This is a genomic window from Tractidigestivibacter sp., from assembly GCF_057241865.1.
On the sequence record NZ_DBHHPX010000023.1, the window covers coordinates 12897 to 28515 of the forward strand.

General features: G+C 62.4%; 18 protein-coding genes and 1 pseudogene. 9 read left to right on the top strand and 10 right to left on the bottom strand.

Going from position 1 to position 15619, the window contains the following annotated elements:
- Nucleotides 1-18: 18 nt before the first annotated feature.
- Nucleotides 19-93: pseudogene (locus ACO59D_RS08375) on the bottom strand (glycosyltransferase); the annotation flags it as partial.
- A 138-nt stretch (nucleotides 94-231) separates the two neighbouring features.
- Here ACO59D_RS08375 and ACO59D_RS08380 point away from each other — a divergent pair.
- Together ACO59D_RS08380 and ACO59D_RS08385 are read left to right on the top strand one after the other, a co-directional pair.
- Nucleotides 232-1665: an immunoglobulin-like domain-containing protein gene (locus ACO59D_RS08380; protein ID WP_485126594.1), complete on the top strand. Its 1434-nt coding sequence runs from the start codon at nucleotides 232-234 to the stop codon at nucleotides 1663-1665.
- Between the two features lie 214 nt (nucleotides 1666-1879).
- Nucleotides 1880-2233, top strand: a complete 354-nt coding sequence (locus tag ACO59D_RS08385; RefSeq protein ID WP_485126595.1) for a hypothetical protein — start codon at nucleotides 1880-1882, stop codon at nucleotides 2231-2233.
- Nucleotides 2234-2269: 36 nt separating this feature from the next.
- Here the strand turns inward: ACO59D_RS08385 and ACO59D_RS08390 are convergent, their stop codons facing one another.
- Together ACO59D_RS08390 and ACO59D_RS08395 are read right to left on the bottom strand one after the other, a co-directional pair.
- Nucleotides 2270-2521, bottom strand: coding sequence for a hypothetical protein (locus ACO59D_RS08390; RefSeq protein WP_485126596.1), 252 nt, complete (start codon nucleotides 2519-2521; stop codon nucleotides 2270-2272).
- 155 nt (nucleotides 2522-2676) lie between these two features.
- The gene (locus ACO59D_RS08395; protein WP_485126597.1) at nucleotides 2677-3600 is read right to left on the bottom strand and encodes a DMT family transporter; all 924 of its coding nucleotides are present in this window, start codon (nucleotides 3598-3600) and stop codon (nucleotides 2677-2679) included.
- Nucleotides 3601-3775: 175 nt separating this feature from the next.
- Here ACO59D_RS08395 and ACO59D_RS08400 point away from each other — a divergent pair, with 175 nt between their 5' ends.
- Nucleotides 3776-4633 (top strand): LysR family transcriptional regulator, encoded by an 858-nt coding sequence (locus ACO59D_RS08400; protein WP_485126598.1) that lies wholly within the window; start codon nucleotides 3776-3778, stop codon nucleotides 4631-4633.
- Between the two features lie 60 nt (nucleotides 4634-4693).
- On the opposite strand, the gene ACO59D_RS08405 is transcribed toward ACO59D_RS08400, so the two are convergent.
- The 6 genes from ACO59D_RS08405 to ACO59D_RS08430 all read right to left on the bottom strand — a co-directional run bounded on the left by ACO59D_RS08405 (nucleotide 4694) and on the right by ACO59D_RS08430 (nucleotide 9013).
- Complete coding sequence (locus tag ACO59D_RS08405) at nucleotides 4694-5491, bottom strand: metal ABC transporter permease (RefSeq protein WP_485126599.1); 798 nt, start codon at nucleotides 5489-5491, stop codon at nucleotides 4694-4696.
- Between the two features lie 3 nt (nucleotides 5492-5494).
- Nucleotides 5495-6202 carry a metal ABC transporter ATP-binding protein gene (locus tag ACO59D_RS08410; protein WP_485126600.1) on the bottom strand — a complete coding sequence of 236 codons (708 nt, stop codon included), beginning with the start codon at nucleotides 6200-6202 and terminating at the stop codon, nucleotides 5495-5497.
- The gene (locus tag ACO59D_RS08415) at nucleotides 6199-7188 is read right to left on the bottom strand and encodes a metal ABC transporter substrate-binding protein (RefSeq protein WP_485126601.1); all 990 of its coding nucleotides are present in this window, start codon (nucleotides 7186-7188) and stop codon (nucleotides 6199-6201) included. The genes ACO59D_RS08410 and ACO59D_RS08415 overlap by 4 nt, the downstream gene beginning before the upstream one ends.
- Nucleotides 7189-7254: 66 nt before the next feature.
- Nucleotides 7255-7581 (bottom strand): hypothetical protein, encoded by a 327-nt coding sequence (locus tag ACO59D_RS08420; RefSeq protein WP_485126602.1) that lies wholly within the window; start codon nucleotides 7579-7581, stop codon nucleotides 7255-7257.
- Nucleotides 7574-7999 (bottom strand): Fur family transcriptional regulator, encoded by a 426-nt coding sequence (locus tag ACO59D_RS08425; protein WP_485126603.1) that lies wholly within the window; start codon nucleotides 7997-7999, stop codon nucleotides 7574-7576. The genes ACO59D_RS08420 and ACO59D_RS08425 overlap by 8 nt, the downstream gene beginning before the upstream one ends.
- A gap of 195 nt (nucleotides 8000-8194) precedes the next feature.
- Complete coding sequence (locus ACO59D_RS08430; protein WP_485126604.1) at nucleotides 8195-9013, bottom strand: MurR/RpiR family transcriptional regulator; 819 nt, start codon at nucleotides 9011-9013, stop codon at nucleotides 8195-8197.
- A gap of 253 nt (nucleotides 9014-9266) precedes the next feature.
- On the opposite strand from ACO59D_RS08430, the gene ACO59D_RS08435 reads away from it, so the two are divergent.
- From ACO59D_RS08435 to ACO59D_RS08445, 3 genes are read left to right on the top strand one after another with little or no spacing between them, the layout of a single operon-like run.
- Complete coding sequence (locus ACO59D_RS08435) at nucleotides 9267-9749, top strand: PTS sugar transporter subunit IIB (protein ID WP_485126605.1); 483 nt, start codon at nucleotides 9267-9269, stop codon at nucleotides 9747-9749.
- Between the two features lie 33 nt (nucleotides 9750-9782).
- Nucleotides 9783-11405: a PTS system mannose/fructose/sorbose family transporter subunit IID gene (locus tag ACO59D_RS08440; RefSeq protein WP_485126606.1), complete on the top strand. Its 1623-nt coding sequence runs from the start codon at nucleotides 9783-9785 to the stop codon at nucleotides 11403-11405.
- Between the two features lie 45 nt (nucleotides 11406-11450).
- Entirely contained in the window at nucleotides 11451-12260 is an 810-nt protein-coding gene (locus ACO59D_RS08445; protein ID WP_485126607.1) for a BtpA/SgcQ family protein, read from the top strand.
- Between the two features lie 105 nt (nucleotides 12261-12365).
- On the opposite strand, the gene ACO59D_RS08450 is transcribed toward ACO59D_RS08445, so the two are convergent.
- Nucleotides 12366-13226: a hypothetical protein gene (locus ACO59D_RS08450; RefSeq protein WP_485126608.1), complete on the bottom strand. Its 861-nt coding sequence runs from the start codon at nucleotides 13224-13226 to the stop codon at nucleotides 12366-12368.
- 121 nt (nucleotides 13227-13347) lie between these two features.
- On the opposite strand from ACO59D_RS08450, the gene ACO59D_RS08455 reads away from it, so the two are divergent.
- The 3 genes from ACO59D_RS08455 (at nucleotide 13348) to pfkB (ending at nucleotide 15605) form a co-directional block, all read left to right on the top strand.
- Nucleotides 13348-13707: a hypothetical protein gene (locus ACO59D_RS08455; protein ID WP_485126609.1), complete on the top strand. Its 360-nt coding sequence runs from the start codon at nucleotides 13348-13350 to the stop codon at nucleotides 13705-13707.
- A 230-nt stretch (nucleotides 13708-13937) separates the two neighbouring features.
- Nucleotides 13938-14696, top strand: a complete 759-nt coding sequence (locus ACO59D_RS08460) for a DeoR/GlpR family DNA-binding transcription regulator (protein ID WP_485126610.1) — start codon at nucleotides 13938-13940, stop codon at nucleotides 14694-14696.
- 3 nt (nucleotides 14697-14699) lie between these two features.
- The gene (pfkB, locus tag ACO59D_RS08465) at nucleotides 14700-15605 is read left to right on the top strand and encodes a 1-phosphofructokinase (protein ID WP_485126611.1); all 906 of its coding nucleotides are present in this window, start codon (nucleotides 14700-14702) and stop codon (nucleotides 15603-15605) included.
- Nucleotides 15606-15619: the final 14 nt, after the last annotated feature.

Sequence of the window (15619 nt, forward strand, 5' to 3'; positions counted from 1 at the left end):
TCGCGGTACTCCTTGTCCGAGGATGCTGTCGACGCACCTGCGCAGCGTCTCTTGTGCGTTGTAGGCGGGAACGATGATGCTTACCTTGGGCATGGTGTCCCTCTCGACGGAGCCGTATGATGGTCGCGCGTCTGGTGTCGCGCACGCATGGGCCAATTGTAGCCTACGACCTTTGCTATTCTTGGAAGGCGAAGGCTGTGTTGGGCAGCCTCAACCGGATGGGTGATGGTCATGGCTAACAGGGACAACAACTACAGGGGGCGTATGGGACAGGGCGACATTCGCGTCTCGCACTATGCCTCGGAGGGTTCTGGGGCCAATGCTGGCGAGAAGGACGCAGGTGGCTCTGCTCGCCAGCAGTCGGCACAGCGGGCGCAGCGGCAGGGCCAGTACCGCCGCCAGGGCGCTAGCGAGGTGCGCGTGCTCCGACCCGAGGGCGAGACTCGCGAGCAGTCCCATGCCCGTGCCGAGCAAGCCCATGCGTATGCCGAACGCCATCGCAAGGAGCAGCGCTCCCGTGCCGTGCGCCGCGGCGTCATTATCGCCGCTGCCTGCGTTGCCGCACTTGTCGCGGGCATCGTGGTGGCCAACGGGGGGGCTGGACTTGCGTTGCCAACGCTTGGCATTGGTGGCTCTGGCAGCGGTGGCGATGCCGCCACGCAGGGCGACCAGGGTACGGCCGGCATGCAGGGCGCCGAGCCCACGGCCACCGAGAATGACGGTCGCATCGTCATGACTCTGGGCGGCAGTGCAGACACCTATGTCAAGCGCGGCGAGGGCTACGTTGACGGTGGCTGCTACGCGCACGATCGCGACGACGGTATGATTACGGACAAGGCCACCGCCTCGGGCGAGGTCGACACGACCACGCTTGGAGACTACACCGTCACCTATACCGTGGAGGACTCCGCAGGCATGGTTGCCACGACCACGCGCACCGTGCATGTGGTGGATGACATCGACGGTGGTTGGGACAGCGACGGCATCTCGGTCTTCATGTACCACGATGTCTATGACGCCTCCAACCCGCCGGAGGATGCGGCGGACGACCAGAACCTCATCTCTACCACCCGGCTTGACCAGCAGCTTTCCTGGCTCAACGAGAATGGCTACTACTTCCCGTCATGGGCAGAGGTGCGTGCCTTCATCGATGGCGGCCACTCTCTGCCCGCCAAGTCTGTGGTGCTCACCTTCGATGACGGCTCGGCGGGCTTCCTCACGTATGGAATCCCGCTGCTCGAGAGCCACAAGATTCCTGCGACCTCGTTCGTTATCTGCAGTGACAGCGACATCCAAGACAAGCTGTCAAACTACGCCAGCCCCTACGTCGTCTTCCAGTCACACTCGTATGACCTGCATCGCGCGGGCTCCTCAGGCAAGGGCCACGGAGGGCGCATCTACGACCTCACCGCCGCAGAGATTGGCGAGGACCTCGAGAAGTCCGCGGATGTCCTCAAGACGAGTGACGCCTTTGCCTACCCGTATGGCGACGTCTCCGACGCGGCACCCTCTGCGGTGAAGCAATCGGGCTTCCTTCTCGCGTTTACCACGCAGTATGGGCAGGTGCACGTAGGCGACGATCCCACACGGCTCAAGCGCATGCGCGTGTTTGGCACCTACGAGCTGGGGAGCTTCGAGTACCAGGCAGCGTATGGGGTAGGGTAGGGTGAGGGCGAGTGCCGCGGCCGGTCTTGGCCTGCTGCGCGCTGGCCTGTTGCAGAGTCTGCCTTATCCCAGGGTATTTGTCCGCATACCGAAGGTTGCGTGACGGCGATTGGCTGCCTGTTGCGTCTCGGTATTATCACATCGCAGGCGTCGTGCCGCATCGGTGCACTGCGTCGCGAGGGGCCAGTTGCCCCAGTGAGGGTGGGGGTCTCCTATGGCGTTGTTCGAAAGGAAGACAAAGGGCGCACGCGCAGCTTCGGGCGCCGTCCGCGTGCCGCCAACGGCGTCGCGGCATGATGGCGACACGAAAGGCCGTGAAGACGGGCATCGCGTGGCAAGCGCAGCCCCTGCGGTGGCTCCTGTGAAGCACGCAAGCGACGGAGCTTCGTCGCCGGCCTCGTATGAGATGGGCAGCTATAGCGCTGTCGACGCGCGGGACGCCGAGGCAAAGATCTACGCAAAGCGCCGTCGCGAGCAGGCGCGCCATGACGCCATGGTGGTTGCCGCAATCGTTGGGGCTAGCGTGGGGATACTGCTCATCGTGCTGTTTGTTACCGGCGTCTTGTAAGGGGGGATGCGCTCCCAGGTGGGGCTGGCTCGCCGGCTAGCGGCGTCCGACGCACTGGTGCGCCGCAGAGGGAGGGGTAAGCACTACCTGGGCGACGGTGGCCACTGCGATGATTGCCAGGGCGCAGGCAACGATAATGACCAGCACATAGACGAGGGTACGACGGTCAACGCGACCAAAGCGGGCGGAGAGGCGCGAGAGAAGGGACTCTCCGCCTGTGTCCTTTTGCACCATAGAGGGGCTCTTGCCTTGGCGTCCGCATGCCTCGCCCTTTTGCATGTCGTGCATGACCGCCCCCATTTGCTGGCATTGCCTTGCATGTCCAGTATGCGCCTTTTGCTGGTCACAGCCGGCCGGCCCTTCCATCCCCTTCTGGGAATTGGCACGAACCTTGAGATGCCAGAGCCGTCCGATAGGGTGCTGCAGATGGGCCTTTGTACCCGTTATGCGGCGAGGTTGCTCGCGGATGGGCCACTCACAAGGCGGCCCTCGGCCTTGGCCACTGCGCGGCGCTTGCCAGCAACCTCGCAGAAGATGGCGCCGCCAAGGACGAGTGCCGTGCCAGCAATGCTTGCGGGGGTCATCGTCTCTCCCAGAACGAGGGCCGAGAGAATCACGGCAGAGAGCGGCTCAAGGTAGCCCCACACCGAGACGCGCTGCACAGGCAGCTGTCCCATAGCAGAAAAGTACAGGTAGCAGCCAAGACCCGTGTTCACAAGGCCCAGGCAGAGAATGGCCGGCCAGTTTGCCGTGAGGGGCACGGCAAACTCGGAGCCGTGGGTCGCGAGCGCATACGCGGCAACGGCGGCAAAGCTCGCGACGAGCTGGATGGCAGACGCCTCGATGCCGGCCACGGCATTGCTCGCGCGCTTGCTGCAGATGACCATCACGGCGTACATCACGGCAGACATGCCACCGCACACAAGGCCCCACGGCGAGAGCGTGGTTCCCCGGCCTTGGGCTACCACGAGAAACGCCCCGCAGACGACAGAGGCAAAGCCCAGCAGCTTGGCGGGAGTGAGGTGCTCGCGGAAGAGGAGGGGAGAGAGGGCCATCACGATGACCGGCCCGCAGTAGTAGGCGAGGGATGCAATCCCGACGCCAATGACTCGGTAGGCCTCGAAGAGGAAGATCCAGCCCACGCCCAGCGCCGCGCCAGAGGCGGCAAGGGAGGCGGCATCGTGCGGGTGGTCGAGAAAGGCGGGGCGCTTGCGGGTGCCCAGCACGATAAGAGCGAGCAGCGCGCCGCCAAGCAGGGTGCGGAGAAGTACGATCTGCCAGCTGGGAAGCGAGACCTGGCTCGAAATGATTCCGTTGGAGCCAAAGACGAGCAGCGACAGCAGATACCTTCTCGATGCGCGCGACATGCACGACCTCCCATGACACCCAAATTTGCCCCTCCACTCTCGCAGAATGTGTATGCTGAGAAAAGCGAATGTTTATCATGGTATACATGAGAAATCATCATGCATCTCAGCTGGCACACGGCTAAGCCAGGAATGGCTCGTGCCGTGCGTAACCCAGCCCCAAAGAAAGGGTCCCATGGACGCAAACATCCAGAAGTACCAGGCATTTGTCGAGACCGTGCGCACGGGAAGCTTCACACGTGCTGCGCAGTCGCTCTCCTACACGCAGTCCGGCGTGAGCCGCATGATTGCCGACCTCGAGCGCGACTGGGGCATGACGCTGCTCGAGCGAAGTCGCGCGGGCGTCACGCTCACCAGCGAGGGCCGCGCGGTGCTACCCCTTGTGGAGGGCGTGTGCGATGACTTTCGGCGCCTGGAGTCGCAGGTCGATGACCTTAACGGGCTTGCTGCCGGAAGCATTCGCATTGGGACCTTCTCGTCCGTGGCCACGCACGTCCTGCCCCAGGTCATCGGGCGCTTCCAAGAGGACTACCCCGCCATTGAGTACGAGCTGCTCATGGGTGGCTACACAGAGATAGACGGATGGGTCGCATCGGGTCGGGTGGACTTTGGCTTTCTGCCGCGCGCCTCGCACCACGATGGGCTTGCCGAGCGCGTGCTTGAGAGAGACGAGCTCATGGCAGTGCTACCGGCGGGCCACAAGCTTGCGGGAGAGGCGGCGGTGCCCGTCTCGGCCCTTTGCGAGGAGCCGTTCATCGTGCTCGAGCGCGGTCAGGACGACGAGATAACCCCCATCTTCCAACGTGCGGGCCTCTCGCCTGACGCGCGCTTCTCCACCTGGGATGACTATGCCATCATGTCGATGGTCGAGAGCGGCTTGGGCCTCTCGATTCTGCCAGCCCTCATTCTGCGGAGAAACCCCTATGCCATCGTGGCAAAGCCCCTCAACCCAGCCACGCACCGAGACATACGTGTGGTCTGCCGCGAGGGCGCACTCCCGCGCGCTGCGCGCCGGTTCCTCGAGTATCTGTGAGCGGCGGCGAGAGGGATGAGCGGGTCGCCGGAGCGTGGCGGGTGGCTGGCGCCCTCTGCCTCACGCCCCTCTCGTCAGCCGCCTGCCGGCGAACGTCACGAGCAGGAGTGCGATGGCCACGAGGACTATCGTGCCGCCGGGCCTCAGGCCCAGGTAGTACGAGGCCACGAGCCCAAGCACGGTGGCGGCCACGCCGGTGAGGCTCGAGAGCAGGCATGCCTGCCGCCAGCTGCGCGCCAGCTCAAGGCCACAGGCGACGGGCACCACGATCATCGACGAGACGATGAGCGAGCCCACCGTGCGCGACGCCACGGCCACCACCAGGGCGACCACCACCATGAAGGCGAGGCTGACCGTTCCCACGGGGACACCCGCGGTGCGTGCCTGCCGCTCGTCGAAGGACATCAGGAAGAGGCCTCGCCGCAGGACCACGCAGGTGGTAACAGCCACCGCGCATACCGCGACGATGGTGGCAACCTCGCTGTCGGACATGGTGAGGATGCTGCCGAACATGTAGCTGTTGAGGCTCGAGGCGTTTGGCACGAAGCCCGAGAGCACGCCTGCGGCACCCACTCCCGCTGCCTGGATGATGGCGACGGCGAGCTCGGACTGCTCCTGGAGCCTCCTCCGCACGCCCTCGATGCAGAGACTTCCCACCAGGCACGCCACAATCGCCCCGGCGACGGGGCTCGCCCCGCCCACCAGGCCTGCGGCCACGCCCGCGAGCGACGCGTGCGAGAGGGCGTCTCCTATCATGGAAAGCCTCCTCTGGACGACCGTCATGCCCACGAGGGGGATGACGGCGCCAAGGAGCAGCCCGGCGAGGAGCCCGCGCTGCATGAAGGCGTACTCGAGCATCGCCTAGCCCTCCCTCCTCACAATGCGGCCGTCCTCCACGAAGAGGACGCTCCCCCCAAGGCTTCCCAGGACCCTCTGATCGTGCGTGACGAGAAGCACTGCCAGCCCGCGCTTCGCATGCGTGGCTGCCACCAGGGAGCAGAGCGCCTCGCGGCTCTCGCGGTCAAGCCCGTTCGTGGGCTCGTCGAGGACGAGAAGCCTGGGGCCGTTCACCAGCGCGCACGCGAGGCGCACGCGCTGGAGCTGACCCCCCGAGAGCTCCCGTACCATTCTCGCGGCATGCCCGTCCATCCCCACCTGCCCCAGTGCGTCGAGGCTTCGCTGACGGCGCCACACCTGCGACGGACGGCGGCCCTGCGCCCCAGAGAGCTGGAAGGCGTTGACAAGCTCGAGTGAGGTCGCGGGGAAGCGAGAGACGGCCTCCGGGGGAAGCTGGGGGACATAGCCCACGAGGTCCCATCGGCCGAAGCGCGTGGGATTCTTGCCAAAGAGGAGTGCGGTGCCCGCCGTGGGCCTCAACTCACCCACGGCGAGACGCACGACGGTCGACTTGCCGGCACCGTTGTCACCCACGATGGAGCAGATTTCCCCCTCGCCAACGACCAGGTCGATACCGTGGAGGACCTCCTCTCGGCCATAGGAGAAGTAGGCGCCCGAGAGTGCGACGGGTGGCGCGGGTGGCTCCGGCGCCTTGGGACTCGCGACCGTCACGCCAGAGCCTCTCTCAGCGCCGTGAGGTTCTCGCGCATGACGGAGAGGTAGTCCTCGCCGGCGGCGAGCTCCTCGTCGGAGAGGCCCTCGAGCGGGTTGAGTTCCTCGACCGTTGCCCCGGTCTCGCTGGCGATGGCCTGGGCGACCTTTGGGCTCACGAGCTCCTCGGTGAATATCGTCTTCACGTTGTTCTCGCGTACGAACTGGGCTATCTCGGCCATCTGCTGGGTGTTTGGCTCGCCCTCGGCGTCGATGCCGGCTATCGCGACCTGCGTGAGCCCGTAGGCGTCGCAGAGGTAGCCAAACGCCTCGTGGGACACAACGAGGTTCCTGCTCGAGAGGTCCGCAAGGCCGTCGGAGAATTCGGAATCGAGCTTCTCGAACTCCGCCGCCCAGCGCTCGTAGTTCGCGTCGTATGCCTCGCGTCCGTCCGGGTCGAGCGACACGAGGGCGTCGCTTATGACCTCGAGCTCGTGCTTGGCGTTTCTCGGCGAGAGCCAGACGTGCGGGTCGGTGCCAGACTCGCCCTCCTCCGCTTCGCTTTCGGGGAGCTTGCGCAGGTCGATTCCGTCGCTCGCGCACACGAGGACGGGCCTCTCACCCGAGAGGCTGTCTGTCACGTCCTTGATCCAGTGCTCCATGCCCGCCCCGTTGTAGACGAGCATGTCACAGGTTGATATGGTGCGGATGTCCGTGGTCGAGGGCTCCCAGTCGTGCGGTTCGGTTCCGGCGGGCACCAGGCAGGTGACCGTTGCCCGATCGCCGGCGACCTTGGCCGCAAAGTCGTACATGGGGTAGAAGCTCGCGCAGATCGAGAGCGTGGATGAGGCGTTCGTGCCAGTTGCCTGCGCAGGGGTATCGCCTTCGTTGTTTCCGGCGGCACTCGAGCAGCCCGCGAGGGCCGATCCGGCCGAGATGGCGAGGAGGCCGAGAAGGGTGCGTCGCCCCATCACGGGGTTGTGGCGTAGGGTTATGCGGTTGTCCATGGGATTGTCTCCTGGTCTCTTGTCTGGGGTGTCATGCGGATTGCTGTATGAGGCAGTCCGCACCCATCAGATATCGAGGCGGACCCCCAGGGAGACGGGAGAGGGCGCGATCAGGACAACGTCGGGAAGTGGCGTGACCTGCGCTGCGACAAGGCGTGCGGAGGGGATGCACGGCGCCTGCGGCGCGGATGTGGAGCTGCGGCCAACGACCCTCGCGGCACCCGCCATGAGTCGGCAGACCGGGCAGTCCTCACCCGCGCACTGGTGGTGGACCTCCTTGCCAAGCGCCACCGCCGAGAGGAACGCACCCACGGCGAGAAGGACCGCAAGAGCGAGCGTGGACACCCGGAGGGCGACGCCGTGGCAGACCATGTGGCGAGAGGCCTCACGCATGGTCTGTGACCCGTCCTTTCGCGCAGAGGGGGCAACGCCCATAGAGCACGGTCCGCGAGAGGTCGATGGCAAAGCCGTGCACCGTGCGCACATGGCGGGAGAACTCCTGGAAGGCATCGCAGTTGATGGTCGAGACACGGCCGCACTCCGCGCAGACCAGCTGCCCCGCGACCTCTTCGCCCTGGCTTACCAGGCGATAGAGGGCAACTTCCCCACGGGGGGCGACAACCTTCGATGCCATGCCCTCGCCTGCGAGCGCCTCGAGAGTGCGGTAGATGGTCGAACGTCCAATCTCGACCCCCTGCGACCTCAACGCCTCGAATACGCCGTCGACGCTTGCGTAGCGGTCGGCGTGCGCAGTGAGGTAGCCGAGGACGGCCTGGCGCTGGCGCGTGTTGTAAGTGCCCCTGCTGGCCACGTCCGTGTCCCCCGTTTCGCGATTCGGCCGCGCTGCGACTGGCGGCCCCAATTGAAATTGAACTTCAATTTCAATTTGAGCTTACAGGCTATCGATAAGGGAGTCAAGCGCAGCGACTGCTTGGGAAGCGCTCTGTCCCATGGGCCCGCATCGTGTCTGGATGCAGATGCCCTCGCGCAAGCAGGCATGGAGATGTCAACCTCTTTGGGTGCGCATCCTCCTGCCGTTTACGATGGAAGGCAGCATCTCTGGGTCGGACCCCGTTCGCTTTGACACCTCCACCATGAGGATGCTGCAGAACGCAAGCATGGAGGTCATGGGTTCGATGTAGACGGGATATCGCTCGGTCTGCCAGGTGGGAAGGAGGATGAACTCATCCACCATCTTGCGCAGGGGGTGCGCTGCCGTGTGGGAAATCATGACGGTATGGGGCCGCTTCTGCGGTGACATCTCCTGAATGACGTTGAGGAGCATGCGCTGCGTGTCGTTTTTCGACGAGAAGATTATGATCAAGTCATCGGGGCTTGCGACGTGCATGTAGATCATCTCCTGCCCGCTTTGCATGCAGTGACAGGGAATCTTGTACTTAAGCAGCTCCATGGAGAGCATGAGGGCAGGAGGGGAGCTTAACCCGGCGCCGGCGGTATAGATGGTCTTGGACGAGAGTATCCGCTCCGCCAGTCCGGTGATAACGTCCACATTAAGAGCGTCGTTTGTGGCTCTCATCATGTCACAGAGATAGTCGATTGCCCCTTGGCTCTCCCTCGAATTTGACGTGGGGGTGCTGTTCGAGAGCGAGAGCATGAGATTCATCCTAAAGTCGCCGAAGTTCTCATAGCCAACCTTCTGACAGAAGCGGCTTACGGCACTCTGGGAGACGCCAATCTGCTGTGCCGCCATCGTCGTCGTGCTCTGGAGGATTCCCTCGGGGTTGTCCAGGACAGCGTCTAGCACCTTTCGCTCAGTGGGCGTTAGGTCCTCAGCGTGCAGCCTCATCTGCTCGAAAGCATCCATGTCATACTCCAGAATTATGAATGAACTATCCATTCATATAATAGAGCAATTTTCAGGCGTTAGGTAACACAGAGAAACAGTACAGAAAGTTACCGCAGTTTACCTACGTTTACCGGCACGATTCTACCGCTCATGGTGAATCATCCATACAAGAACGAATGGATGTTTCCGTCAATTTAGAATGATTTATGCAACAGGACAGGCAATGACTGAGTGATGTGCGCGGGACGTACGGAGTCGGACAGGAGGCACCATGAACGTTGCTGCAACAAGGGTCGACGAACGCCTGATACACGGACAAGTCATGGCATCTTGGTCAAAGAGGCTGCAGCTCGCACGCATCGTCGTTGTGGATGACCAGATCGCCGAGGACGGCTTCATGAAGACGGTGCTCTCTATGTCGGCACCTGCTGGCATGCAGATTGACATCCTGTCGGTCAAAGATGCGGCGAAAGCAGTGCAGACAGACGGAGGTTCCGTCCACACCATGCTGCTCTTTAAGAAGATTCCTGCCGCGCTCGAGCTTGCGCATGAGCTCAAGGGCTGCTCGTCCGAGATGACCGAGCTCAATCTTGGAAATCTCGGCTCTGTGCCCGGACGCGTCCAGGTGACCAAGAACATCTTCCTCTCTGAGGAGGAGCAGACACAAATTCGCGAGTTGCAGGACCTGGGGGTGAACGTCTTCCTGCAGATGCTCTATACCGATCCCAAAGTTCCAATCGATGACGTTCTCTAGGCGGATGTGGTGACGATTTAGGAGGGTGACAGTATGTTGGCATTGCAAGCACTCGTTATTGCACTCTGCACATGGTACGCCGCGACAGCCTGCCCGATGTGGCTGCGGTGGTCAGTGTACTTTGGCGCACCTCTCGTTGCGGGACTGGTCAACGGCCTACTTCTCGGAAATCTAACCTACGGCTTGGCGGTTGGTTCCAACGTGATGATGGCCTATATCGGAATGGTTGCCATCGGCGGATCCCTTCCGAGCGACTATGCGCTTGCGGGCTATCTCGGCGTGGCCATGACGATGCTCGCTGGTGCGAATCCCTCAGTGGGGCTCACCATCGCGGTGCCGCTTGGGCTTCTCGGCTTGCTGAGCTTTAACGTCAAGATGTCGCTCAACTCGGTCTGGGTGCACAAGGCAGACAAATACGCCGAGCAGGGCAATACCCGTGGCGTTGCTGCCATGAACCTCCTTGCCTCGCAGATTTTCCCGTTCATCACGTATGCGATTCCCTCGTTCCTGTGTGTGCTGTTGGGCTCCTCTGCCCTCGAATCGCTCATGACAGTGATTCCGACGCAGGTGACCTCGATCCTCTCCCTTGCTGGCCACCTGATTCCCGCACTTGGATTGGCCATGCTCATGAGCGTGCTCTTCAAGGCATCCCTTCTCCCGTTCTTTGCGATTGGCTTTGCCCTGGCTGCCTACCTTCAGCTTGGCACCATGCCCATCGCCATCATTGGTGCAGCGGCAGGCGTGCTGCACCTCATCTACACCTCCAAGGAAGGCGTAAACGTCTTTGGGGGCTTCTCCTTTGGCCACGAGGAGGCGTCGGGCATCGCTGAGGAGGCCGCCGCTGGGCAGAGGCGCCTGAGCAAGAAGACCCTTCGCAAGTCCTGGCTCATCTGGCAGAGCTGGGGCCAGGTCTGCTACAACTACGAGCGCATGATGGGTCTGGGCTTCTGCCACTGCATGGTGCCCGTCCTCGAGGAGCTCTACGGCGACGATTGCGAGGCAATCTCAGCCGGGCTCAAGCGTCATCTCGCCTACTTCAATACCGAGAACACCTGGGGCTCCATCATTACGGGCATCACCGCTGCGATGGAGGAGGAGCGCGCAAACGGCGCCGACATCGATGACGACATGGAGAACAACCTCAAGACCGCGCTCATGGGTCCCATGGCAGGCATTGGAGACTCCGTGACCCAGAGCCTCGTCAAGGTGGTTCTCCTCTCGATTGCCATAGGTCTTGCATCTCAGGGCAGCGCCCTCGGACCCACCCTGCTTATCGTACTCTTCAGCATCTACGCACTTGGTGTGGGCTACTTCTGCTACAACGCCGGGTATCGCTTTGGTAAAAGCGCCGTCACCAAGCTGCTGGCCGGCGGGCTTGTCAAGCAGCTTACCGAGGGGCTTGGCGCCATGGGCATGATGGTGCTTGGATGTCTGGTCGCTACCGTGATTCCCATAACCTGCCCGCTTACCTTTGAGCTGGCCACGGGGACCATCGAGATCCATTCAATCCTCGACACCATCCTCCCCAGGCTCCTGCCGCTCATCTCCTTCTTGGCTACCTACCACTTCATCAAGAAAGGGACCAAGCCCACGACCGTTATCATCGCGATGTTCGTGATTGCCATCATCCTCTCTCCGCTCGGAATCCTCTCGTAGCACGACATGTGCAAGCGGCATTGTTTATCAAAGAAGGAGTAAAGCATGCCCTCACTGATGGATAAGCACCTCGAGACGTTTGGGGTACCCAGGCCGGTCATTGGGTGCCTGCACATGCAAGCGCTGCCTGGCACCCCCTTTGCCGACGACGGCATGACCCTCGAGGAGCAGATTCGACGCCTGAAGCAGGATGTTCGTGTCCTGCAGGACGCAGGATTTGACGCCCTCGTGTTCGCGAACGAGGGAGACAGGCCCTACCTCACTCCCGTTGGTCCCGAGACGGTGGCGAGTTACGTGCGGATCGCAACCGAGGTCGCATCCGAGATTCACGTGCCCTTTGGGTGCGGTGTGCTGATCGATCCCATCGCGACGCTTGCCGTCGCCAAGGCTATTGGTGCCAAGTTCGTGAGGACCTACGTGAGCGGGTCCTACGAGGGCCTGTTTGGGTCCCAGAAGTTCAACCCCGGCGAGATATTCCGCTATCGGCGTCGCATTGACGCCGATGACGTCAGGGTGTACACGTACTTCGAGGCCCATGCGGGGACGTGCCTCGATACGCGCTCGAGCGAGAACATGCTCGAGGCGGGGGTTGCCAACATGCCCATTGCGGGTGCGCTCTTTGGTGGAGCCCACGCTGGGCTTCCGCCAGAGGAGTCCCACATCGCCCACCTGAAGGAGCGCTTCCCCGAGGTGCCCATCATCATTGGCAGCGGCGGGAAGGTCGGCAATATAGGCGACCTCCTTCCCCATGCCGATGGTGTCATCGTTGGTACCAGCATCAAGCGAGACGGCGTTCTCTGGAACAACGTAGACGCAAGCCGTGCCCAAGCGTTCATCAAGGCAGCGAAGGGCTAGCCGCGTCGCCCTTGCTTCTCTATGAGCCTCGCACCACCGGTCACATTTGGTGTCCTTCCGGGTGTGGGGCTCTTCGTTCGAGGCAGACCTGGGGTCGATGGCCCGCTACTCTCCCGTGGCGTCGCGGAAGGCCTGCGTGCCAGCATCCGACCACGAGGTCTTACCGGACGCGATGACCTCGCCCGTATCATGTGCATAGGCATACTCGTCGAGCAGCGTGGCCTCGTCGATCGACCAGCTGCCACAGTCCTCAACGGGGCAGCTCTCCAGTGCAAGGAGCGTGCACGCGCCGTTGGCCGAATCGCGGTCGTAGACGAGAAGCACGACGCTCTCGCTGTCTTGGGAGAGAACAATCTGCTCGTCACCGCGGGCGTTGTATGTCACCTGGAAGCCATAGCCCTGGGACTTGAGCATGGCATCGTAGACCGCTTCGTAGGCGGTGTCAGTCTCGTCGGCCTGTTGCCGCATGCCTTCTGTCGTGACGGGCCCGCCATCTACCTCGGTGGGTGTTTGGGTCTCTTGCGGCTTGCCGTATCGTTCATTTGTCTGCCTGGTCGTGACGCTGCCATCAAAACCCATGGTCACAAGCTCGTCGTATTGCTCAGACCCCATAAGCCGCACCTCGGCTCCCGTATCGTTCCAACTCACCTGCCAGCTGTCGGCGCGCACCTGCACGCCGTCGTCTGCGATGCTTGTGTCCATGCGTGAGATCTCGTAGCGATCCAGCCTGAGGACAAGACGGGCATCCGCCGAAGAGAAGAACAGGGGCTCGCCAACTGCCTGCAGCTCAAGCGTGAGCCTGCCATCTGGGGAAGTGGACGTGTCGACGGTGCGCACGGCGTAGTTGAGCTCGTACACCAGTGCCGCTGCGAGCAGCACCAGCGCCACAGTGATGCCGCCAATTACTGCCAGTATGATCTTGACGACCTGCCCGATGCGGTGCACGCCGCTCTGCTCTGACTGCATGTGCCTCCCTTGGTCACGTGTCTCTCGGCACTTCCCTTCGGGCACTATACCCGCTGCTCGGCACCTCCCTATGTTTTGCACTTCACGTGCCTGGGTACAGGGCAAATGAGAGGGGGCGGCAATGGAGGAGAAGCTTCTCAAGCTTGCAGGCGGAGCGTTTGTCGTGTTCGTCTGCATGGCGGTGGCCTTCCAAGTGGCAGAGCAGTTGGGGACCCTTGCTCGTGCGATTGTCTGTACCGCAGGCGTGGTGACCATGATTGGGCTTCCTGCCGTGGCGCTGCATCTGTTCTTTGGAGTTGGTGCCCGCCTTACGCCAGGCACCTGGGGAGGCCTCGCGGCACTTGTGCTCACGTTTGCTATCCCGCTCGTTATGTACGGGATGGAGGGGCGGCTTCAAGGGGATGCTGCTGCGGCCATAGTCCTCTTGCCTGGCTTCGCGGCGTTCTTCGCCTGCCTCCGAGGCGTTGCCTCGGGCGAGTAGCCTGCCGTCTCACGCTACGCATGGCTTTGATTCAATTGCTACCGCTTGTCGTCAAAAACACGCCATTGGCGGCAATATGACTGGAAATGATTGTTTATGACTGACTATGACTGCAATTGATGGATAATGGCATCAGCGCGGGACCCAGTGGGGAGTGCACAACAGGGGGACCATACGGTTCCGCGCGCTTGACATGTCGAGAAGGCCGCCTATAACGGAAAGGGGTGCCCATGCTTGCCCGGGAGCGCCAGGACATCATCGCGCGGCTCGTACGCGAGCGCGGTTCGGCCACGATGCCAGAGCTCATGGAAGCCCTTGATGCCTCGGAGTCAACCGTTCGGCGCGACCTCGCTGCCTTGGACGAGCAAAACCAGATCATTCGCGTTCATGGCGGGGCAACGGCTCCGGTGCCGCGCGGGCGTCTCGTGCTCCACGACGCTTCCGTGGCGCAGAAGCGCGATGTCAACGCGGCCGCCAAGAGGGTGATTGCCACCTACGCAGCGTCTCTCATCGGCCCAGACGACTTTGTCTACATTGATGCCGGAACCTCAACGATGCAGCTCGTAGAGGCAATCGCACAGACGAGCGCAACGTACTTCACGAACTCCATCCCGCATGCGCAGCTGCTGCTTGCCAGGGAATGCAAGACGTATCTGCCCGGTGGGCTGGTAAAGCCCGTCACGGAGGCTCTCGTGGGAGAGGCTGCCATCGCTTCCCTCCAAAACCTCCACTTCACGATTGGCTTTTGGGGCACCAACGGGATCTCGCTCGATGCGGGATTCACTACGCCGGAGTTCAGCGAGGCCAAGGTCAAGGAGGTTAGCATGGTGCATACGCTCAGGCGCTACGTGCTGGCCGACCAGAGCAAGTTCGACCAGGTCTCTCTCGTCACCTTTGCGTCGTTTGAGGACGCGACCGTACTTACGGACAAGCTTCCGGAAGACGGAGGCTTTCAAGATGCAGGCAACGTCGTGGAAGTGGGGGAGTAGTTCATGATTTACACCGTAACGTTCAATCCGTCGCTCGACTACATAGTTCGTCTCGACGAGTTCAAGCTCGGCGAGATAAACCGTGTAAGCTACGAGCAGGTTCTGCCCGGCGGCAAGGGGATCAACGTCTCCATCGTGCTTTCCAACCTTGGGCATGCGTCAACGGCGCTGGGCCTTGTGGCCGGGTTCACTGGGCGAGAGATTGAGGCACGGATGAGCGCCTATGGTGCCGCGTGCGACTTCATCGAGGTCAAGGAAGGCATGAGCCGCATCAACGTGAAGGTCAAGGCCAAGGAGGAGACCGCAATCAACGGCCTTGGGCCCAAGGTCACGCCCTCAGACATCGATGCCCTCTATGCCAAGCTTGACACCTTCAAGTCTGGTGACCTGCTTGTGATTGCCGGAAACGTGCCCTCCGTGCTCCCGTCTGACATCTACGAGCGCATCATGAGCCGCCTCGACGGCCGCGGCATCGATATTGTGGTGGATGCCGAGCGCGACCTTCTCGTCAACGTCCTGCCGTACCACCCCTTCCTGGTAAAGCCCAACAACCACGAGCTGGGCGACATCGTGGGCGCCACCATCACGCGCCGCGACCAGGTCGAGCCCTATGCGCGCACGCTCCAGGAGCGCGGCGCCAGAAACGTGCTGGTCTCCATGGGCGGTGAGGGTGCGGTTCTCGTCTCCGAGAAGGGGGACGTAATCATGGCCGAGGCCCCCAGGGGGGCCATGGTCAACACCGTAGGCGCGGGTGACTCGATGGTCGCCGGGTTCCTCACGGGCTGGATCGAGAGCGACGGCAACTATGAGACGGCATTCAAGATGGGCGTCTGCACGGGGTCTGCCAGCGCCTTCTCGGAGAACCTTGCCACGCGGCCCGAGGTTGAGGCCCTGCTCGCCAACATGTAGGCGCAAGTGCATTT